Source organism: Pseudomonas shirazensis, assembly GCF_050496565.1.
In the GTDB taxonomy this organism is placed as follows: domain Bacteria; phylum Pseudomonadota; class Gammaproteobacteria; order Pseudomonadales; family Pseudomonadaceae; genus Aquipseudomonas; species Aquipseudomonas shirazensis_A.
In genome coordinates, this window is record NZ_JBNWAE010000005.1 from 129,492 (window position 1) to 149,736 (window position 20,245).

20 protein-coding genes and 2 riboswitches are annotated in these 20,245 nt (G+C 62.9%); of the genes, 15 read left to right on the top strand and 5 right to left on the bottom strand.

Annotated features, from left to right (window positions below):
• Positions 1 to 119: 119 nt before the first annotated feature.
• Positions 120 to 1,055: an AraC family transcriptional regulator N-terminal domain-containing protein gene (locus tag ACQZ2L_RS09585; RefSeq protein WP_430325836.1), complete on the top strand. Its 936-nt coding sequence runs from the start codon at positions 120 to 122 to the stop codon at positions 1,053 to 1,055.
• A gap of 30 nt (positions 1,056 to 1,085) precedes the next feature.
• Here the strand turns inward: ACQZ2L_RS09585 and ACQZ2L_RS09590 are convergent, their stop codons facing one another.
• Positions 1,086 to 1,682, bottom strand: coding sequence for a TetR/AcrR family transcriptional regulator (locus ACQZ2L_RS09590; RefSeq protein WP_430325837.1), 597 nt, complete (start codon positions 1,680 to 1,682; stop codon positions 1,086 to 1,088).
• A gap of 90 nt (positions 1,683 to 1,772) precedes the next feature.
• On the opposite strand from ACQZ2L_RS09590, the gene ACQZ2L_RS09595 reads away from it, so the two are divergent.
• The 4 genes from ACQZ2L_RS09595 to ACQZ2L_RS09610 all read left to right on the top strand — a co-directional run bounded on the left by ACQZ2L_RS09595 (position 1,773) and on the right by ACQZ2L_RS09610 (position 6,490).
• A complete protein-coding gene (locus ACQZ2L_RS09595) occupies positions 1,773 to 2,372 on the top strand; it encodes an NAD(P)H-dependent oxidoreductase (protein WP_430325838.1) in 600 nt (199 codons plus the stop codon).
• A gap of 109 nt (positions 2,373 to 2,481) precedes the next feature.
• A complete protein-coding gene (locus ACQZ2L_RS09600) occupies positions 2,482 to 2,988 on the top strand; it encodes a sigma-70 family RNA polymerase sigma factor (protein ID WP_430325839.1) in 507 nt (168 codons plus the stop codon).
• The gene (locus ACQZ2L_RS09605) at positions 2,985 to 3,959 is read left to right on the top strand and encodes a FecR domain-containing protein (RefSeq protein WP_430325840.1); all 975 of its coding nucleotides are present in this window, start codon (positions 2,985 to 2,987) and stop codon (positions 3,957 to 3,959) included. The genes ACQZ2L_RS09600 and ACQZ2L_RS09605 overlap by 4 nt, the downstream gene beginning before the upstream one ends.
• 95 nt (positions 3,960 to 4,054) lie before the next feature.
• Positions 4,055 to 6,490, top strand: coding sequence for a TonB-dependent siderophore receptor (locus ACQZ2L_RS09610; RefSeq protein WP_430325841.1), 2,436 nt, complete (start codon positions 4,055 to 4,057; stop codon positions 6,488 to 6,490).
• A 5-nt stretch (positions 6,491 to 6,495) separates the two neighbouring features.
• On the opposite strand, the gene thpR is transcribed toward ACQZ2L_RS09610, so the two are convergent.
• Positions 6,496 to 7,041, bottom strand: coding sequence for an RNA 2',3'-cyclic phosphodiesterase (gene thpR / locus ACQZ2L_RS09615; protein ID WP_430325842.1), 546 nt, complete (start codon positions 7,039 to 7,041; stop codon positions 6,496 to 6,498).
• Positions 7,042 to 7,257: 216 nt separating this feature from the next.
• On the opposite strand from thpR, the gene lpxO reads away from it, so the two are divergent.
• From lpxO to ACQZ2L_RS09630, 3 genes are all read left to right on the top strand, one after another.
• On the top strand, positions 7,258 to 8,157 hold the full coding sequence (gene lpxO, locus ACQZ2L_RS09620) for a lipid A hydroxylase LpxO (protein ID WP_314874223.1): 900 nt from the start codon (positions 7,258 to 7,260) through the stop codon (positions 8,155 to 8,157).
• Positions 8,158 to 8,294: 137 nt separating this feature from the next.
• Positions 8,295 to 8,639 (top strand): carboxymuconolactone decarboxylase family protein, encoded by a 345-nt coding sequence (locus ACQZ2L_RS09625; RefSeq protein ID WP_181089237.1) that lies wholly within the window; start codon positions 8,295 to 8,297, stop codon positions 8,637 to 8,639.
• Between the two features lie 77 nt (positions 8,640 to 8,716).
• Positions 8,717 to 9,286 (top strand): N-acetyltransferase family protein, encoded by a 570-nt coding sequence (locus ACQZ2L_RS09630; RefSeq protein WP_430325843.1) that lies wholly within the window; start codon positions 8,717 to 8,719, stop codon positions 9,284 to 9,286.
• A gap of 171 nt (positions 9,287 to 9,457) precedes the next feature.
• On the opposite strand, the gene ACQZ2L_RS09635 is transcribed toward ACQZ2L_RS09630, so the two are convergent.
• Positions 9,458 to 10,204: a hypothetical protein gene (locus ACQZ2L_RS09635; RefSeq protein WP_103437610.1), complete on the bottom strand. Its 747-nt coding sequence runs from the start codon at positions 10,202 to 10,204 to the stop codon at positions 9,458 to 9,460.
• Positions 10,205 to 10,367: 163 nt separating this feature from the next.
• Positions 10,368 to 10,571, top strand: a riboswitch (cobalamin riboswitch).
• 112 nt (positions 10,572 to 10,683) lie between these two features.
• On the opposite strand from ACQZ2L_RS09635, the gene ACQZ2L_RS09640 reads away from it, so the two are divergent.
• The 7 genes from ACQZ2L_RS09640 (at position 10,684) to ACQZ2L_RS09670 (ending at position 19,084) form a co-directional block, all read left to right on the top strand.
• Positions 10,684 to 12,807 carry a TonB-dependent receptor gene (locus ACQZ2L_RS09640; protein WP_430325844.1) on the top strand — a complete coding sequence of 708 codons (2,124 nt, stop codon included), beginning with the start codon at positions 10,684 to 10,686 and terminating at the stop codon, positions 12,805 to 12,807.
• 140 nt (positions 12,808 to 12,947) lie between these two features.
• Positions 12,948 to 14,114 (top strand): DUF1624 domain-containing protein, encoded by a 1,167-nt coding sequence (locus tag ACQZ2L_RS09645; RefSeq protein ID WP_430325845.1) that lies wholly within the window; start codon positions 12,948 to 12,950, stop codon positions 14,112 to 14,114.
• 28 nt (positions 14,115 to 14,142) lie between these two features.
• A riboswitch (cobalamin riboswitch) is annotated at positions 14,143 to 14,344 on the top strand.
• Positions 14,345 to 14,471: 127 nt separating this feature from the next.
• Positions 14,472 to 15,485, top strand: a complete 1,014-nt coding sequence (locus ACQZ2L_RS09650) for an ABC transporter substrate-binding protein (RefSeq protein WP_430325846.1) — start codon at positions 14,472 to 14,474, stop codon at positions 15,483 to 15,485.
• Positions 15,482 to 16,498: a FecCD family ABC transporter permease gene (locus ACQZ2L_RS09655; protein ID WP_430325847.1), complete on the top strand. Its 1,017-nt coding sequence runs from the start codon at positions 15,482 to 15,484 to the stop codon at positions 16,496 to 16,498. The genes ACQZ2L_RS09650 and ACQZ2L_RS09655 overlap by 4 nt, the downstream gene beginning before the upstream one ends.
• Positions 16,495 to 17,283, top strand: a complete 789-nt coding sequence (locus ACQZ2L_RS09660) for an ABC transporter ATP-binding protein (protein ID WP_430325848.1) — start codon at positions 16,495 to 16,497, stop codon at positions 17,281 to 17,283. Before ACQZ2L_RS09655 ends, ACQZ2L_RS09660 begins: the two co-directional genes overlap by 4 nt.
• Before the next feature lie 17 nt (positions 17,284 to 17,300).
• Positions 17,301 to 17,741: a pseudoazurin gene (locus ACQZ2L_RS09665; protein WP_430325849.1), complete on the top strand. Its 441-nt coding sequence runs from the start codon at positions 17,301 to 17,303 to the stop codon at positions 17,739 to 17,741.
• Positions 17,738 to 19,084: an OprD family porin gene (locus ACQZ2L_RS09670; protein ID WP_430325850.1), complete on the top strand. Its 1,347-nt coding sequence runs from the start codon at positions 17,738 to 17,740 to the stop codon at positions 19,082 to 19,084. The genes ACQZ2L_RS09665 and ACQZ2L_RS09670 overlap by 4 nt, the downstream gene beginning before the upstream one ends.
• A gap of 143 nt (positions 19,085 to 19,227) precedes the next feature.
• Here ACQZ2L_RS09670 and ACQZ2L_RS09675 read toward each other — a convergent pair whose 3' ends face one another.
• Both ACQZ2L_RS09675 and ACQZ2L_RS09680 read right to left on the bottom strand, forming a co-directional pair.
• Positions 19,228 to 19,530, bottom strand: a complete 303-nt coding sequence (locus tag ACQZ2L_RS09675; protein ID WP_430325851.1) for a hypothetical protein — start codon at positions 19,528 to 19,530, stop codon at positions 19,228 to 19,230.
• A gap of 147 nt (positions 19,531 to 19,677) precedes the next feature.
• Positions 19,678 to 20,175 (bottom strand): GNAT family N-acetyltransferase, encoded by a 498-nt coding sequence (locus ACQZ2L_RS09680; protein WP_430325852.1) that lies wholly within the window; start codon positions 20,173 to 20,175, stop codon positions 19,678 to 19,680.
• Between the last annotated feature and the right edge of the window lie 70 nt (positions 20,176 to 20,245).

Consider the following 20,245-nt stretch of genomic DNA (forward strand, 5'->3'; position numbering starts at 1 on the left):
GAGACCACCGTGAATTCTCCGGCATGCTTGCCTGATTCTCCGAAACCGCCACATCCGATATGGCCCCAGGCTTTCAATCTGCGAGAATGCCAGTGTCTGATTCTCTGCCCAGGCCCTTTATGCAGCTTACCCGCCACGTCGACGCCAACGCCCCGCTCTGCGACCTGATTCGCCGCCTGGCCACCCGCCCAGGGTTTGTCCCCACCCATCTGCCACAGGTGCAGGTGCTCAGCTGGGATCACTACGTCGCCAGCAGCCCGCAGATCTATGAACCCAGCCTGATGATCCTCGCTCAGGGCAGTAAATTGGCGCGGCTGGGGCCGCGTACCCTGGAGTACGGCGCCGGCCATTACCTGGTGCAGGCGCTGTCGGTACCGTTCATGTGCGAGACCTTTGCGACTGCCGAGGCGCCGCTGCTGGGCGTGGCCGTGGATATCGACCGCAGTGTCCTCAGCGAACTGGTGCAGAGCATGCAGTTGGCGCCGGATGCCGGTGTGCAGGCGCAGACGCCGCAGTCGATGACTTCGGCGGCACTCGATGCGGCCATGCGCGATAGCGTCGAGCGCCTGCTGCAGTGCCTGCAGGACCCGCTGGATGCCCAGGTGCTGGGCCCGGCGCGGGTGCGCGAAGTGCTCTACACTGCCCTGCGCGGGCCGCAGGCCGGCGTGCTGCGGGCCTTGGTCGAGCAACAAGGGCACTTTGCCCGAGTAGCCGCCGCGCTTGCTTATCTGCGCGAGCATTACGCCGAGCCGCTCAGTGTCGAAGCGCTGGCCAGCTGCGCCAACATGAGCGTTTCGACCTTCCATGAGCACTTCAAACGCTGCACCGACATGGCGCCGATGCAGTACCTCAAGCGCCTGCGCCTGCTCAAGGCGCAGCAGATGCTGATCGGCGAAGGCCTGGGCGTGGCCCAGGCCGCGCACCGGGTCGGTTATCAGAGCACTTCGCAGTTCAGCCGCGAGTACAAGCGTCAGTTCGCCCAGAGCCCGGGGGATGAGCAGCCTTATCAACGCTTTGCTCCGGGCAGCCTGAACGATTTGTCCGCTTCGGCCTGAACTCAACCGCCAGTCACTGCACTGCCGCCGTTACTGGCGCAGGACCATGTCGACAATCGTCGCCTGCAACTCCTGCCGGGCCTGCTCAGGCTCAAGCAGGCCGGTTGCAGCAGCCTGGGACAAGGCATCCGCAGCGCCTACCAGTACGCGCAAGCCTGCCGCAGCTATATCGCCACCCGGCGCGAACGGCGCCAGGGCGAGCCGGCATTTTTCCAGAAACGGCGCTTCGCATTGGTTTTTCAGCGCCTCCATCTCGGGCGAACCGGTCAAGGCTGCGCTGACGCCGGGGATCTCCCGCCCCTGGCTGATCACGCAATCGATATAGGCCGCGGCAATCACGCGTGCGCGGTCCGCCAGTGTCTGTTCACAGCTCGCCAGCAGTTCATCGAGCATCGCCGACTGACGCGCGTCGTATTCCTGATAGAGCGCAACCAACAAACCGTTTCGCGAGACGAAATGGTCATAGACCACCGGCTTGGTCACTCCGGACTGCTGTGCCAGTCGACCGAGGCTGAGCGCATCGGTGCCCTCCAGCTTGACTATTTCCCGAGCCACTTCCAGCAATTGGCTCCGGCGCTGCTCCCGCGACAGGCGCTTGCGCGACTGCGGAATCTGCTCACTTGACATCACAACCTACCAAAAGTAACTTACCAACGGTAACTTACCAACAGTATATAGCGACGCCTGGCGTCTGGCAGCCCCTTCTGGAGAAACTTCATGCACGCACTGATCGTCATCGGTCACCATGATCCTGAGTCCCTCACCCATGCGCTCGCCGCGCAGATCGCCGAGGGCCTTGCCGACGCTGGTCACAGCAGCAGCCTTGCGGACCTGGCCACGGAACAATTCGACCCGCGCTTTGGCCTTGCTGACCACGCCGTGCATCGGCGCTTGGCGCCAGCCCCGGCCGATGTGCTGCGCGAACAGGCGCGGATCGAACGCGCCGATGCCCTGGTGCTGGTCTACCCCGTTTACTGGTGGTCGATGCCAGCTTTGCTCAAAGGCTGGGTCGAGCGGGTGTTCAGCAACGGTTGGGCCTTCGATTATTTGCCCGACGGGCGCCTGATCAAAAAGCTCAACGGCCTGCCGGTACAGCTGGTTGGCCTGGCCGGAGCCGACGCGGGCACGTTCGTTCGCCATGGTTACGGCCATGCCATGGCGACTCAGATCGAGCATGGCATCTTCGATTATTGCGGTGCTCGGGTGCTGGGCTCGGCGCTTCTGGATGACAGCGAGAGCGGCCAGAGCCTTGCCCATCTGGCGAGCGCCCGCCTGATCGGTCAGAAGCTGTTCGACAAGGTTGCGATAAGCGCCTGACTTACCTCCCCTGACATGGCAGTGAGACGCCAGCACACTGCCATTGCGGGAGTTCTACCGATCCAGCTACCATTGAGAACGATTCACACTCACGATCGGATATCAATCGTTGGACAGCACCTCGACGCGCAAGCTGGGCTTCTTTTTCAGCGATCATCACCGCTGGCTGCTCCAACACGTCCACAAGCGCCTGCGTAACCGCGCCGATGCTGAAGACACGGCTGCCGAAGCGTTTTGCCAGATGCTCGGAGCACGGGTCGATCCAGACAGCATCCTGCAGCCGCGGGCTTACCTGTCGACGATTGCCCGCCGGCTGATTTTCGATCGTCACCGCCGCCGTCAACTTGAGCAGGCTTATCTGGAACGTCTGGGCCATCTGCCTGAGCAGGTGGCGCCGTCGGTTGAAGAGCAGCTGCTGCTGATCGAGGCACTGGTGACTATCGACCAGGTGCTCGATGGCCTCCCCGCCATCGTCAAAAGCACATTCCTTTACAGCCAGCTCGACGGCTTGAGCTATGTCGACATCGCGGCCAAATTGCAGCTGTCGGAACGCACCGTCAGCCGCTATATGAAGCAGGCGCTGCGCCAGTGCTACCTGTGCGAGCTGCAGCCATGAGCGCGCGCAGCCTGGACAGCGTCACCGAGCAGGCCATCGACTGGATGGTCGACCTCAATGCCGGCAGCCCTGACCCGGCGCTGCTGCGTCGGCTGGACCAGTGGCTGGCGCAAGACCCGCGCCATCAGCACGCCTGGGATCAGTTACAGCAACGCCTGGGCCGGCCTTGCGCGGCGCTGCGGGCGCTGGATCAGCGCGTGCCCGGGCAAGCCGGTGAGGCCCGCCAACTGCTGCTGCAACCAACGCGCACGCGCCGTGAGGTGCTGCGCAGCCTGGCCGGGCTTGGGTTACTGGGTGGCGGCTTGTGGGCCGGCTGGCGCAGCGACACAGCGCAGGACTGGATGGCTGATCTGCACACCGTTGGCGGCCAGCGCCGTACCTTCACACTCGAAGACGGCAGCCGCCTCAGCTTGAATAGCGCCAGCGCGGTTGACCTGCGCTTTGATCGCGAGCAACGGCTGGTGGTGCTGCGCCACGGCGAACTGTTGATCGACGTTGCCAAAGACCCACTGCGGCCGCTGCGGGTGCGCACCGCGCAAGGTCAGATCCAGGCGCTCGGCACGCGTTTTCTGGTCGGCCAGGAACCTTTCACTACCCGGGTCACCGTGCTGCAGCACAGCGTGCGCGCCAGCGTGGCGAATGGACAGGAGCAAGTCCTGCAGCAAGGTCAGGCCGCGCTGCTTGGCGCTGACGGCATTCAGCGCCTCAGTGGTGAGCAGCTGCAACGCGCCGCCTGGGTCCATGGCAAGCTGGAAGTGCTTGATGAGCCTTTGCACGCCGTGGTCGAGGCGCTGCGCCCTTACCAGCGTGGTTACATTCGCCTGGCCCCGGCAGTGCGTGGCCTGCGCGTACAGGGCGTGTTCCCGCTGGACCAGCCGCAACAGGCTTTGGCCGCCCTCGCCGAAGCACTGCCGATCAAGGTCGAGCAGTACGGACCGTGGCTGACGCTGATCAGTCCAGTGCAGGCCTAGTGAGAATATTTTTAAAAATCATTCGCAACCGTGTCCGGTTTTCATTTCTCGTCGCACCTATCTCCTGACAGCCACTTTCCAAACGGGAGAACACCGTGCACAACACCTGGCCCCGCGCCCTGCCCCTGGTCCTCGCTCTGAGCAGCTTGAGTGCCCTGGCTCAGGCGCAGACCTTGAACTTCAACCTGCCGGCCGCGAGCCTGGCCGCCACCCTCAACCGCATCGCCAGCCAGAGCGGCAGCATTATCGCACTGGAGCCAGAGCTGGTACGTGGCAAGCAGGCGCCGGCAGTGGTCGGCCAGATGAGCGCCGAGCAAGCCATGCAGACCGCCCTGAGCGGCAGCGGCCTGCAGCTGCGCGTCACTGCCAACGGCCATTTCAGCGTGGCCCCGGCCAGTGTCGGCGGCGACGCGCTGGAGCTGGGCGCGACCAGCATCAATGACAACTACCTCGACGCCACCAGCGAAGGCAGCGGCTCCTATGCCGCGCGCGCAGTCACCTTGGGCAAAGGTACTCATACCCTGCGCGAGATCCCGCAGTCGGTCACGGTGATCACCCGCAAGCAGTTGGACGACCAGGGCATCACCGACCTCAAGGACGCGCTCAATCACACCACCGGCATCGTCGGCGCGCAGGGTATCGGCCCGGGCATGGTGGTGACTTCGCGCGGGTTCCAGATCGATGACTGGCAGTACGACGGGGTACCGATCCAGCGCAACAACTACTCGCTGGGCAACTGGGCGACCCAGGATCTGGTGTTCTTCGACCGCGTTGAAGTGCTGCGCGGCTCCTCCGGCTTGCTGCAAGGCACCGGCAGCCCGGGTGGCGCAATCAACCTGGTGCGCAAGCGCGGCCAGGCGGCGCCGACCGTGGCCCTCACCGGCAAGGCCGGCTCCTGGGATCACTACGGCCTGCAACTGGATGCCGGCGGGCCGCTGACTGGCAACGGCAAGGTACGCGGACGGATGGTGCTGGATGAAGACCAGAGCGACAGCTTCATCGACTATCAATGGAGCAAGACCCACTCGCTGTATGGCGCGCTGGACATCGACCTGAACGACGCCACCACCGTAGGCGCGGGTATCAGCTACAGCCGTGAACAGTCACGGCCAATGCTGCGCGGTATCCCGCGTTACGCCAGCGGCAAGCCGGTGGATCTGCCGCGCTCGACCTTCACCGGGGCACGCTGGAACCGTGCCGAAACCGACGTGACTACCTATTACCTGGACCTGGAGCACCGCTTCAACGACGACTGGACATTCAAGACCGCGGCCGTGCGCATGGATGAGACCAACACCTCTACGCACCAGCGCGTGCAAACGTCCGGCGAAGGCCTGGAACCCAACGGCGATGGCGTCAGCTACGCCGACTGGATCACCGACTTCCACTCCAGCAAGCTGGGGCTGGACATGAACGTGGTCGGGCATTTCGATACCGGCTCTGTAGCGCACGAAATCACCGTCGGCGGCAACTATGCCAAGCTGACCTCGGATGACGCCTACTGGCGCAAATTCAACGCCGGCAGCGGCAACATCTTCGACATCGATCATGACCGCCCGGAACCGAGCCGGGACAGCCTGCTGGCCGGGCCTATCGGCCGTTACAACGAAGCCAGCTACGACGTTCGGCAAAAGGGCCTGTACGGCGTCTGGCGGGTCAAGCCGGTGCAGGACCTGACGCTGATTGCCGGTACCCGCGTCAGCTGGTTCGACTACAGCTGGGACAGCACCGACTTCAACAACCCGACCGATCCCGGCACGCGCTACCCCACCAGCCGCATGACCGAGTCCGGCGAGGTCACCCCGTATGCCGGCTTCATCTATGACCTGACCGCGCAGTGGTCGTGGTACGCCAGCTATACCGACGTGTTCGTGCCGCAGACCGAGCGTGCCCTGGGCAATGCACCACTCAAGCCGATCGTTGGCAGCAACTACGAGACTGGTCTCAAGGGCGAGCTGTTCGATGGCCGGGTCAACACCTCGCTGGCGATCTTCCGCTACGACCAGGAAAACCGCGCCGTGACCGACATCGCCTCGGGCCAGGAATGTGATGGCTGGTACTGCTCGATGGCTTCGGGCAAGGTCCGCAGCCAAGGCGTCGAAGCCGAGATCAGCGGTGAAGTGCTCAGCGGCCTGCAGCTGTTTGCCGGCTACACCTACAACACCACCAAGTTTCTCGAAGACCCGGAAAACGAAGGCCGCACATTCAGCCAGTGGACGCCCAAGCACATGTTGCGCACCTGGGCTGACTACCAATTGCCGGTCGACGGCCAGCGCTGGAGCACCGGCCTGGGCTTTACCACCCAGAGCCACACCCTGGGTTATGAGCGCAGCTACGAAGTGCCTGGCTACACAGTGTGGAGTGCACGGCTGGCCTATCAGCTGAGCTCGGAGGTGAACCTGGCGGTCAAAGCCAACAACCTGTTCGACAAAAAGTACTGGGTCTCTGGTTTCAACCAGCTCAACGGCAGCAACAACTACGGCGAACCGCGCAACTTTATGTTCACGGTCAAATACACGCCGCAGTTCTGAGGGGTTCAATCATCCAGGGGCCACTGTGCCAATGGCCAATAGCGGCCCTTGCGTGACTCGTACAGCGTGAAATGCCGCGCACTGAGGTAGAAATCAGCCGGCACGCTGGCTTCTGGCACCTGCCCCCGAAAGTCGCGGGCCAGGGTCAGGTGCGCGCGGTATTCGCGGCTGCTGCGGGCGATGCCCAGGCCCAGCGCAGCCTGCTCCAGGGCGTACACCAACTGGCGCAGGGCGGGCGGCGCATCACTTGCCTGCAACACCAGCGCTTCGGCCCGTGGCCACACCTGCAGTTGATCGAGCAGCACGCGCAACGGCGCGGCCGGGCGTTTGATCTGTTCGACCGCAGCGCACAGCGCAGGCAACTGCGCGCTGTCGACATCCCCGAGAAACAACAGGGTCAGATGGAAGTTGTCGGCGGGCACTGGCTTGCCGCTGCGCAACTCAAGTTCACGGCGCCACTGGGCGATACTGCGGCGCTGGCTGTCACTGACTGGCAGGGCAAAAAAAAGTCGCTTGAACGGGGTGCCGCTGGGGCGCGTTTCCTTGGCCATGTTCGCTCCGGATTAATGAACGGATCAGTCGAGTGTACCGGCCTGGCGAATCAGGTATGAACCGAAAATCCTGGCGGAATCGTTTGCGCGACGCGTAGACAATGCAACCAAAGTACCGTCGATCAAATGTAACAATAAGTACAAAGTCGTACGCGGTTTGTTTATGCTGGCGCGCTCTAGCCATGGCTCATGGCCATTCTCTACAAGTGTTTGTCGATGAAAATTGCCCTCGTACTGATCTTCGTCCTCTCGATTGCCTATGTGCATCTTCGTGGCCGTGTGCGTCACAAGCTGACGCGCCAGCTGGGTGACCACTCGAGTTTCCTTGCGCCGATCAACAGCTTCCTCTATCTGTTTTCCAGGCTGCCGGCCAAACCCTACCTGCCGGTCGATGCCTTCCCAGAGCTGCAACCACTCAAGGACAACTGGCAGGAAATCCGCGCTGAAGCCCAGCAGCTGCTGCACGTTGGCGAAATCAAAAAGTCCGACAACCATGACGACGTCGGCTTCAATTCGTTCTTCAAGACCGGCTGGAAGCGCTTTTACCTGAAGTGGTATGGCGAGACCCACCCGTCGGCGATGACCCTGTGCCCGCGCACCACCGAGCTGCTGCAAGGCATCGGCACGGTCAAGGCGGCCATGTTCGCCACCCTGCCCCCAGGCGCCAAGCTGGTTCGCCACCGTGACCCGTATGCCGGCTCCTATCGTTATCACCTGGGCCTGGACACGCCGAACGACGATGGCTGTTATATCGATGTCGACGGCGAAAAGTACTCGTGGCGCGATGGCGAGGCGGTGATTTTCGATGAAACCTACATCCACTACGCCGCCAACACCACCGAGCACAACCGCATCATCCTCTTTTGCGATGTCGAGCGGCCGCTCAAGTACCGCTGGGCCACTGCCTTCAACCGCTGGTTCAGCCGCAAGGTAATGGCCGCGGCCGCAGCACCTAACAACGCCAATGACAAGACGGGCGCGATCAACCGCCTGTTCACCCGGATCTACAAGATCCGCGAGCGTGGCAAGGCGCTGAAGAAACGCAATCGCATGCGCTATTACCTGGAGAAGTGGCTGGTGGTAGCGGCTCTGGTGCTGGTGTTCATCTACATCTAAGCCAGCCTGGCAGGGCGCCGTGATACCGACGGCGTCGCTACCTAAGTGCAACAGCCTTTCGACTATTTTCCCGCTCGCCAACGCGCCCCGCTCGACTAGCCTGAAAGCTCCTGCCGCAACCCTACAAGGTGAAGACAATGAGCATGATGGACTGGGACGCCTACCGTAAGCAGCTGATGGCTGGCATCGGCGACCTCAAGCAACTCTCGCCAGACACCGTCGCGGGCTACATGACCGCCAGCGGCGCCGGGGCCAAGACCAACCACCTGGATGCCAAGACCCGCGAATTGATCTCGCTGGCGGTTGCCGTCACCACCCGCTGCGACGGCTGCATCGCCGTGCACTCCAAGGAAGCCCTCAAGCAGGGCGCGACCCGCGAGCAGATCGCCGAGGCACTCGGTGTCGCCGTGGCGATGAACGCTGGGGCTGCGCTGGTCTACTCGACCCGGGCGCTGGATGCACTGGGCAAGGCCGACGAATAAGCCTGTCGGCGTCGCCGCACTTGCGCGGCGACGCCCGCACCACCAGACTTGCCGGCTCAGCCCGTGCAGGTACCGCCATGATCCACATCCGCCCCATGACCGCCGCCGACTTCGACGGCTTCTGGCCCACTATGCAAAGCATCGTCCAGGCCCGCGAAACCTACGCCTTCGACCCGCAGATCAGCTTCGAGCAGGCGCGCCAGCTGTGGCTGGAGGCACCACTGCATACGCTGGTGGCGGAGCAGGACGGTGAGCTGCTTGGTTCGTATTACCTCAAGGCCAACGCCGCCGGGCCCGGCGCTCACGTGGGTAACTGCGGCTACATGGTCTGCCCGGCTGCACGCGGGCGTGGCGTGGCCAGCTTGATGTGCGAGCACTCGCAGAAGCTTGCCCGCCAGGAAGGGTTTCTGGCGTTGCAGTTCAATTCGGTGGTGGCAAGTAACGAGGTGGCCGTGGCGCTGTGGCGCAAGCTTGGCTTCGATGAAGTCGGCTGCCTGCCCAAGGCCTACCGGCATGCCCGGCTGGGGCTGGTGGATTGCCTGGTGATGTACAAATGGCTGGCGGATGAGCCGGTAGTGGAGAAACCTGCGCTGCTGATCGGGCGCAAGAACATCGAAGCGCGGGTGTCGCGGCGGCGCGGGAAGTAGCCGCAGATCGGCAGCTGGGGCCGCATTGCGGCCCTTCGCGGCGGTCCGGCGTTCCGGTAAACCCGCTCCCACAGGATACGGCGGCGCTGCGACCCCTGTGGGAGCGGGTTTACCGGAACGCCGGACCGCCGCGAAGGGCTGCGCAGCAGACCCCGTACCCAAACCGCTAAATCAGAACGCCAAACCAACCTTCACACCAAACTCATCACGCTTGAGCTTGGTATTGTCAGCCACATCCGAGTCTTCATCGAGTTTGTACTCGGTGCGGGTGTAGTAGACGCTGCCGTAGACCGGCATGCCGCCCTGCTGGTTCATCAGCAGGCTGACTTCGGCATAAGGGTTGGTACGGTCTTTCATGTCCACGGTGTCGCTGCCGAAATCATCGACCTTGAGCTTGGCGCGGCCGTCAATGGAACGGCGAGCACCGACTTCAACGCGCAGGGTTGAGGCATCGAACTGGTGGTTGTAGCCGATGGCAGCCTTGGCGAACGGCGACTTGTAGGTCAGCTCATTATCCAGATCGTCGAGCTCAGGCTCGAAGCGCGACCAGTCATAGCCGGCGCCCACGGTGAAGTCGAGGAAGTTGCGCGCGTCCATCGCGGCGCGCCAGCCCAGGTCCAGGTCGACCTTAGCTTCCTTGAGCTTGTTGTCGCTCTTCTTGCCATATTTGGCATCAGCGCCAATCTGGTAGATAAAGCCAGATTCTGCGGTCATCTTGTTGCCATAGTTGGCGAACAGGCCACCTTGACCGAGGTGATCAGTCTCCGATTCAGAGCCGCCTTCGAACTTGAATTTGTCGTAGCTGCCGAGCAGGCCGAAGGTGAACAGCGGATCGGTGCTTGGCGCAGCGCTGGCAGCAAGCGGGGCAGCGATCAGGGCCAACAGGCAGGAATGACGCAACAGGTTACGGGTGGACATTGGTAAAGGTCTCCATGACGTGGGTGTTTCTGTGACAGACGAGCGCTTCGATACACAACGAATGTGAAAAGTTCGAAAAAGAATCAGTAAAAACTCGCAAACCTCTACTGCGTCACAGATTTTTCTGAGTGCCAAGGTTTGACTAGTCCCACTTTCGATGCTCAGATGCGCGCCAGTTTCAGGTGTCCTGCGCCGCCGTGCGTAGGGTGAAACGGGAAGCCGGTGCGTCATCTGCATGACTAGTCCGGCGCTGCCCCCGCAACGGTAAGCGAGTGAAACCTTCGACACACCACTGTGCACACGCATGGGAAGGTGAAGGTTTTTAGCCCTCGCAAGCCCGGAGACCGGCCTGCAACGTTTAGTTGGCAAACCCGCGGTGGGCGGGCGCAGGCCGGTTTGCGCGTGCGCTCAGCGTTCGTGCCCGCTCGTCTTTGCGTTGTTTCCACCGGGATCCTTACTTCCTGCACCAGTGGAACGACATGTCCCGTACCAATACCTTTACGCTTCTGGCGGCCTGCATTGCCGTCGCTTCGCCAGCCATTGCGGCAGAGCCCGCGAGCAAGGTCGTCGCCCTGCCCTCTACCGCGATCAGCGAACGCCGCGACGCAAGCGCCGACCTCACCAGCAGCAGCGAGACCGGCTCGCGCCTCGGCCTCACCGCCCTGAAAACACCAGCCAGTGTCAGCAGCCTTAGCACCGAACAGATCCAGCAGCGCAGTAACCTCACGGTGCAGGATGCGGTCACCCGCACGCCGGGCATTACCTCCATCGGCACCCCAGGCGATGGCGGCACCGGCCTCAGCGCACGCGGCTTCAACGGCCATGGTTCGGTGATGACCCTGTTCGACGGCGCGCGCCTGTACACCGGTGCCGGCACCCAGACTTTCCCGGTCGACCCGTGGATGGTCGAGCGTATCGAAGTGCTGCGCGGGCCCGCTTCAGTGTTGTTTGGCGAAGGCGCCACCGGCGCGGTGGTCAACGTCATCCCGAAAAAACCCGTGCAAGGCGATATCCACAACCAGCTGCGCCTGGGCTACGGCTCATGGGACCGCCAGCAATTGGGCCTGGACAGCGGCGGCAGCCTGAGCGAGCGCCTCAGCTACCGTGCCACCCTCAACCAGCAGCAAGGCAATGGCTACATCGACCGCGGCGACTCACGCAACCTGGCCCTGAGCCTGGCACTGCGCTTCGATGCCAGCGAAGACTTGAGCTTCACCCTCGCCCACGAACGCGGCGACGCCGAGCCGATGAACTACTTCGGCACGCCGCTGATTGCCGGGCACTACCGTGACAGCCTGCGCGACAAGAACTACAACGTGCGTGACGCCGAATTGCGCTACCACGATGAGTGGACCCGCCTGAGCAGTGAATGGACTATCAGCGACAGCGTCAGCGCGAGTAACCAGCTGTACTACATCAAGAGCCGCCGCCACTGGCGCAACGCCGAGAACTACAACTGGGACGCAGACGTCGGCCAGCTGCTGCGCAATGGCTTCCTCGAGATCAAGCACAACCAGGAGCAGATCGGCGATCGCCAGAGCTTCACCTTCCAGCACAGCCTGTTTGGCCTGGCCAGCACCACCGTGGTGGGCGCCGAATACAACAAGATCCGTTTCCGCCTGACCAACAACTGGCCCTACAACGATATCGGCAATGACTACATCGACCCATGGCAGCCTGCGCCCGGCCAGTTCGCCAGCGCCACGCCGCTGCAGCCGCGCTCGTTCAGCACCACCCACAGCGCAGCGCTGTTCGCCGAAAACCGCACCCAGCTGACCGAGCAGCTGTCGCTGGTCACCGGTATCCGCCGTGATCAGAACCACATCGAGCGTGACAACCTGGTCGACGGCAGCCGCACCGACCGCAGTCTCAGCGGCGGCAACTGGCGCGCCGGGCTGGTCTATGCGCTGAACCCGGACCTGTCGCTGTACGGCCAGTACTCGACCAGTGAAGACGGTGTCGAGAACCTGGTCAGCCTCAGCCCTGCGCAGATGAATTTTGACCTGACCGAAGCACGCCAGACCGAACTGGGCGTCAAGCAGCGCTTTCTTGATGGCCGTGGCGAGTGGACCTTGGCCGCTTATCACATCGTCAAGAAAAAGCTGCTGGTCGACGACCCTGTCAGCCATCAAACGCAACAGGCCGGCCAGCAGACCTCCGATGGCCTGGAAGCGACCCTCGAGCTGGCCTTGGCCAACCAATGGCAGCTGTCAGCCAACGCCGCCCTGCTCCGGGCCAGGTACGACGACTTCAATGAAAGCGTGGCAGGCGTTGCCACCGACCGCAGCGGCAAACGCCCGGCCAATGTGCCGCGACGCAGTGCCAACCTGTGGTTGAGCAAAGGCTTTGGCCAGGACGTCGATGCCGGTGTGGGCCTGCGCTATGTCGACACGCGTTACGCCGACACCGGCAACAGCCAGAGCATCCCCAGCTACACCGTGGTCGATGCCAACCTGGGCTGGCAGGTGCTGCCTGAGGTGCGCCTGGGCCTGCAGTTGAACAATCTGTTCAACCGCAATTACGTGACAGCCGCCTACAGCGGCGAGCAGTGGCTGCTGGGTGCGCCACGCTCGTATTTCGCCACGCTGGACTACAGCTTCTAAACGCGATTTACCCTGGCTGGCCGCGCTGCAACGGGCTGGCCAGGGCCTTCATGGGCACTAAGCTCGCCGACAAAATACTTTTAACAGGAAAACCAATCGTTATAAGATAACGTTACACGAAACCTCACCAGCGAATTTTCATGACAAGCGCCCTAACCTCCCCCACCCTCGTCAGCCAACGCCTGCAGAGCATCGATGCCCTGCGCGGGCTGGTCATTCTGTTCATGCTGCTCGATCACGTACGCGAGACCTTCTTCATGCATCACCAGGTGGTTGATCCGATGACCATCGACAGCACCGAACCTTCGCTGTTTTTCAGCCGCACCCTGGCGCATCTGTGTGCCCCTGTGTTCGTTCTGCTGACCGGCCTCTCAGCCTGGCTGTATGGCGAGAAGTACCAGGGCCGCGGCGCCACTTCGGCGTTCCTGTTCAAGCGCGGGCTGTTTCTGGTGGTACTGGAATTCACCCTGGTCAACTTCGCCTGGACCTTCCAGTTGCCCCCGACCGTGATCTACATGCAGGTGATCTGGGCGATCGGCGTGAGCATGATCACGCTGTCACTGTTGGTCTGGCTGCCACGCCCGGCGCTGATCGCGCTCGGCGTCCTGATCATCGCCGGGCATAACCTGCTCGACGGCGTGCACTTTGCGCCCGGCTCGATCATGCATGTGCCGTGGGCGATCCTGCATGATCGCGGCTGGCTGGAGGTGTCCGACAGCCTGCGTGTGCGCACTTCCTACCCAGTGCTGCCGTGGATCGGCGTGATTGCCCTTGGCTACGCCCTCGGCCCATGGTTCGCCCGCAACAGCGTCGCCAGCGTGCGGCAACGGCGCTTGCTGCTGGCGGGTGGCGCAGCCCTGCTCGGCTTCGTTGGCCTGCGTCTGCTCAATGGCTACGGCGAAGCGCCGTGGAGCAGCTACCCAAGCCTGGTGCAGACGGTGATGAGCTTTTGCAACATCACCAAGTACCCACCTTCGCTGCTGTTCCTGGCGCTGACGCTGGGTGCCGGGCTGCTGTTGCTGCGCGGTTTCGAACGCGCAGGCCAAGCCCGCTGGATCAGTGTGCTGGCGGTGTTCGGTGCGGCGCCGATGTTCTTCTACCTGCTGCACCTGTACGTGCTCAAGCTGCTGTACCTGGCCTGTGTCGCGCTGTTCGGGCTCAATCAGGGTGGTTACTTCGGCTTCGACAGCATCGGCTTCATCTGGCTGACTGCCGGCGTGCTGGCCGCAGCGTTGTACCTGCCGGTGCGCCAGTTTGCCCAACTCAAGGCACGCCGCCGCGACCTCAGCTGGCTCAAGTATCTCTGAAAAGCGTTTTCCCCGGGCGGCGTGATGGTCTACCATGCCGCCCGCCGGTTTCCATCACGGAACTAACAGGGAATCCCAGGCCTGCCCTTCAATGCAGGCGAAACGGAACTGCCCCCGCAACTGTAAGTGCCGAGCCTGCTCCATCGATGCCACTGGGTTGCTGACCCGGGAAGGCTGGAGCCAGGCCATGACGCACCAGTCAGGAGACCTGCCGGCAAACATTTACCAACCGGCGGGGTGTCCGGGCTGGCCATCTCCACCCTTCCCAGGGTGCTGCCCGTTGCCGTGCGCGATGGGCAAGGCGATGCCTGTCCGTGGGTTCATTCCCCGCATTGTTCGATAGGAGATCGCCCACCCATGCTGCCCCGTTTCGTGACCCTGCTGGCAGGCCTGAGCCTGACCGGCCTGGCCCAGGCCGCCGCCACCCACTATCCGCTGACCATCGACAACTGCGGCGCGGTGCAGACCTTTGCCCAGGCGCCGCAGCGTGCAGTGACCATCGGCCAGGCCGGTACCGAAATGCTCTATGCACTGGGCCTGGGCGACAAGCTGGTCGGCACCTCGCTGTGGTTCAACAATGTGCTGCCCGAGTTCAAGACGCAGAACGACAAGGTCGAGCGCCTCGCCGACAACGACCCAAGCTTTGAAGCGGTGGTCGGCAAGCGCCCGCAACTGGTAGCTGCGCAGTTCGAATGGATGATCGGCGCACAGGGTGTGGTCGGCACCCGTGAGCAGTTCAACGAGCTGAACGTGCCGACCTACGTGCTGCCGTCCGATTGCGAAGGCAAGGACAACCTGGTCGGTGCCGACGGCACCCGGCTGCAGCCGTTCCAGATTGCCAGCATCTACAAAAGCGTCAGCCAACTGGCCGAAATCTTCGACGTGCAGGCGCGTGGCGAAGCGCTCAACAACGAGCTCAAGCAGAGCCTGGACAATGCCCGCAAACAACTGGCCGGCCACGACCTGTCGCAGACTTCCGCCCTGTTCTGGTTCTCCAGTGCCGACCTCGACATCGACCCCTATGTCGCCGGCCGCCAGGGGGTGGCCGATTTCATGCTGCAGACCCTGGGCGTGCGCAACGTGGTCGAGTCCAGCGAAGAGTGGCCAACGGTTGGCTGGGAAACCCTGGCCAAGGCCAATCCAACCTGGCTGATCATCGCCCGCATGGACCGTCGCCGCTTCCCTGCCGATGACTATCAGAAAAAGCTCGAATTTCTCCGTAGTGACCCGGTCACCAAACACATGGACGCCGTTCGCGAGGGCCGTATCATCGTCCTCGATGCCGACGCGATGCAGGCCGGTATTCGCCTGTTCCGTGGCCTGGAGACGCTGTCCAACGCGTTTGCTTCGGGGAAATCCGAGCAACCATGATGCGTCTGCTGCCCTACTGCGCCGTTGCCCTGCTCGCCTTGCTCGGGGCGATGCTCGCTGGGATCGCCATTGGTGAGACGCCAGTGGCGCCCAGCGTGGTCTTGCAGGTGCTGGCCAACCACCTGTGGAACGCCGGTTACCCAGTCGACCCGATCGACGCGGGCATCGTCTGGAACTACCGCCTGACCCGCACCCTGGTGGCTGCCGCGTGCGGTGCTGGGCTGGCGACCTGCGGGGTGATTCTGCAGGCGCTGCTGCGCAATCCGCTGGCCGAACCATATCTGCTCGGTTTGTCGGCGGGCGCTTCGACCGGTGCGGTCGCGGTCGCCCTGCTCGGCCTCGGTGGCGCTGCGCTGTCGATGTCGGGCGGCGCATTCATTGGTGCGTTGGCCGCGTTCGGCCTGGTCCTGTTGCTGTCGCGGGCCAGCGGTGCTGGCGGCGGCAATGCCCAGGTGATTCTGGCCGGGATCGCCGGCTCGCAGTTGTTCAGCGCGCTTACGGCATTTTTGATCACCAAGTCGGCGACTGCCGAACAAGCGCGCGGCATTCTGTTCTGGCTGCTGGGTAACCTCAGCGGCGTGCGCTGGCCGTCGGTTTGGCTGGCGGTACCGGTGGCGCTGCTGGGTTTGGCGGTATGCCTGTGGCATCGGCGCACCCTCGACGCCTTTACCTTCGGCGCCGACTCGGCGGCTTCGCTGGGCATCCCGGTGCGCCGCAGCCAACTCCTGCTGATCAGTTGCGCGGCGCTGGTAACGGCGGTGATGGTGTCGATAGTCGGCGCCATCGGCTTTGTCGGCCTGGTCATTCCGCATGCATTGCGCCTGTTGCTTGGCCCCGGTCACAGCCGCCTGCTGCCGGCCAGCGCCCTGGGCGGTGCGCTGTTCCTGATCAGCGCCGATATCCTCTCGCGGACCTTGATCCCCGGACAGGTGATTCCGGTCGGCGTGGTCACTGCGCTGATTGGTGCGCCGCTGTTCGCCTTGATTCTGGTAAGCCGCCGGGGGCGCACATGAACAGCCTGAACACCGTGAAGCTGGCGCCGCTGAGCTGCCAAGGCCTTGGCCTGCGTCTGGGCGGCAACAACGTGCTCGAAGCGGTCGAGCTTGAAGTGATTGCCGGGGAAACCCTCGGCGTGGTTGGCCCCAATGGCTCCGGCAAGTCGACCCTGCTCAAGCTCCTCGCCGGCCTGCTCAAACCCAGCAGTGGTGAAGTGCAGTTGCTCGGCCAGCCACTGGCGCACATGCCCCGGCGGCAGATCGCCCAGGCCTTGGCACTGGTCGAGCAGCAAGCCGACACCTGCGATGCCATCAGCGTGTATGACGCCGTGGCCCTGGGCCGCACGCCGTGGCTGTCGGCGCTGGCGCCGTACTCACCCGAGGATCGGCGCATCGTCGAGCAGGCCCTGACCGACCTCGACGCCCTGCACTTGCGTCAACGCCTCTGGCACAGCCTGTCCGGCGGTGAGCGGCAGCGCGTGCACATCGCCCGCGCCCTGGCCCAGCGACCGGGCGTATTGCTGCTCGATGAGCCGACCAACCATCTCGATATCCAGCACCAACTGAGCCTGCTGCAACAGGTCCAGGCGCTGCCGGTGACGACCTTGGTGGCTTTACATGATTTGAACCAGGCGTTGACCTGCGACCGCCTCGCGGTACTCGATCAAGGCCGCTTGGTAGCGCTCGGCACGCCGCATGACGTGCTGACCCCAGAGCGCCTGTTGCGCACCTTCGGCGTGCACGCGCACTACCTCACCGATCCATACGACGGCGCGCGCATCCTGCGCTTTCGCGCCCCCTGAACACGGATGTTCTCACGATGTTTTCACGCCCTCTCGCCTTGCTGCTGTGCACTGCTCTGCTCGCCCCGCTGGCTCACGCCGAGGTCCATGAAGTAAAGATGCTCAACCGCGGCAGCGACGGCGCCATGGTCTATGAGCCGGACCACCTGCGCATCGCTCCCGGTGACAGTGTGCGCTTTGTGCCGACGCAGAGCGGGCACAATGCCGCGACCCTGGCCGAGCTGCTGCCAGCCGGCGCCGAAGCCTTCAAGAGCAAGCTCAATCAGCCCCACGAGCAGCAGTTCAGCGTGCCAGGGTTGTACGGGATTCAGTGCATCCCGCACCTGGCGATGGGCATGGTCATGTTGATCCAGGTTGGCGAGCCGGCGGTCAATATGCCGGCCCTGCCGAAGACCTTGCCAGCCCGGGCCAAGGCCCGTCTGCAAGCACAGATGGAGAAACTGGGAGCAGGTCAGTGAGCCATTTCAAGCGCGCTGTTGCTCTGCTCCCGCTGATCACTGTCTCCCCTCTGGCAGCCGCCGAATCTGCCCAGGCAAAGGCCAACGGGCTGATTGAAGACAGCAGCTGGAGCCTGCTCAACCGCAGCGTGTTCGACCAGCGCGATTATCGTCACGGCGCCAGCAACAGCGGCGCGCGTAACGCCTACAAACCGCGTAGCGAGCGCAGCGGCAAAGCCGAAGAATGGGGTTATGGCCTGATGGGTACGCTGCAGTCAGGTTTCACCCAGGGCCTTATCGGGGTTGGCGTCGACGCCCATGCTTACCTCGGCGTGCAACTCGACAGCGGCGGCGGCCGCGCAGGCAAGGCGCGTCTGCTCAGCGTGGACAATCAAGGCCACCCGAAAGGCAATTACAGCCGCGCTGGCGCTGCCCTCAAGCTACGGATGGCAGACACGGTACTGACCTATGGTGAGCAGCGGGTAAAAACGCCGGTATTCAACGCATCCGACAGCCGTCTGCTGCCCGAGACCGCAACCGGCTGGTTGTTGACCAGCAACGACATCGACACTTTGAAACTGGTTGCCGGGCACTTCACCGAGAGTGCCGACCGTAACGCCAACAGCCACAACCAAGGCTTGGTGGTGAACTACTCGAACGCGCTCAAGGGCGACAGCTTTGACCTCGCCGGCATGGTCTGGAACCCAAGCGACGCCGTCAGCGCCAGCCTGTACACCTCGCGCTATGAAGACACCTGGAACCAGCACTACCTGGGCAGCACCCTCAGCCATGCGCTGAGCGATCAACGCAGCGTCAGCCTCGATCTCAACCTGTACCGCACCCGCGACACCGGCAAAGCGCTGTCCGGGCAAATCGACAACACCACCTGGAGCCTGGTCTCGCGTTACAACCACGGCCCACACGGTTTCAGCCTCGGCTGGCAGCAAGTGCACGGCGAAACCCCGTTCGACTACGTCAGCCGCGGCGCCATTTTCATCAGCAACGCGGTGCAGCTGTCCGACTTCAACGCCCCTAATGAGAAGTCCTGGCAGGCGCGCTACGACCTGAATATGGGCGCCTACGGCGTGCCTGGGTTGAACCTGACGGCGTTGTATGTACGCGGTTTCGACATTGACGGCAGTCGTGTCGATCCACGCGGCGGTTATGCCTATCTCGGTTACGGTCGCGGCGGCAAGCATTGGGAACGCGACCTGGAAGCGCGCTATGTGGTGCAGAGCGGCAAGGCCAAAGGCGCGGTGTTCTCGCTGCGGCATGACGTGCATCGCGGGAACACGGCGCAGGCTGAGCTGGATGCGGATCAGATTCGGGTAGCGGTCGAGTATCCGCTTACGGGTGGGTTTTGAGGCAGGCAGAGCGAAGCTGATCGGAGCGAGAAACGCTCACCGCGTCTTCGCTTATCTACCTCAGTCGGTTCGCCAAACGGTCCCTGCGCATTCAGATTACCGAACTACCTGCTCAGGGCCCGGCAACCTGTTGATGGCGACGCTTAGTTCAACCCCCACAGCGCCTTCTCATCAGGTGTCATGCCCGCCAGCACCTGGTCAAAGGTATCGTTGAATTCCGAACTGACGTTGCCGAACGCCTTGTAGTTGGTGAGCAAATAGCGCTTGACGGTTTTCGGCCATTTGCCGGCCTTGTGGGCATCAATGATGATGCCCTTGGCGTCTTGATAGTAGGTATCGACCTTGACTTCGGTAAGTCGATGCTCGAACTGACCAAAGCTCCAATCATCAGTACGCGCTTCGAACTCGTTCAGCAGCCGTACCTTGTACTGCGCCATAGTTGCCATGCTGGGTGCCTCCTCGCGTCACGATTGAAATCTGCGAGGAGAAAAATACCCAAGCGAGCGACCCATGGGAACGAACCATGTGTGTGATAAATGGCCCAGCAAGTAGGACACTTCCTACTACTCGCCAACGCCGGCTACAACCGCACGCTACACCAGCAGCAACTGCATATGCGTGGTTTGCCAAACAGGGTCCTGTTCAATATCGGTGACGACAAACCCTTGCCGCTCCCAGAAGCGAATCGCTCCTGGCAGAAACGGATGCGTATGCAGGTACAGACACTCGACGCCTGCCGCCCTGGCCTGCGCGCGGAGCTCTGCAAACAGCGCTGCAGCAAGGCCACAACAGCGGTATTCAGGCAGAACGAACAGCCGCACCACTTCCACCACAGTTAAGTCGTGATAAAGCAGCTGGCTGAAGCGGTGATCGTAAGGCAGGTAGCCGATGGCAGCGACCAACCGGCCGTTGTCGCGCGCGGTCAAGAAACAGCCGCCACCTTGCAGGTAGGTATCGCTGAACCGGGCAAGGTCAGCCGGCAACGGCGCATCAGCCAGCAGCGGAAACAGCTCCCGCCGCGAGTCGTTGACGAACGCGACCACCTCGTCAATGGCATCGGCGGCTACCGAAGTGATGATCCAGTCTGTCATTGCGCTCAGGCCTTGAAGCGAGGTGAAAGCCAACTTCTACCCGATCGCCAGCCCGTGCGCAATTGCACGG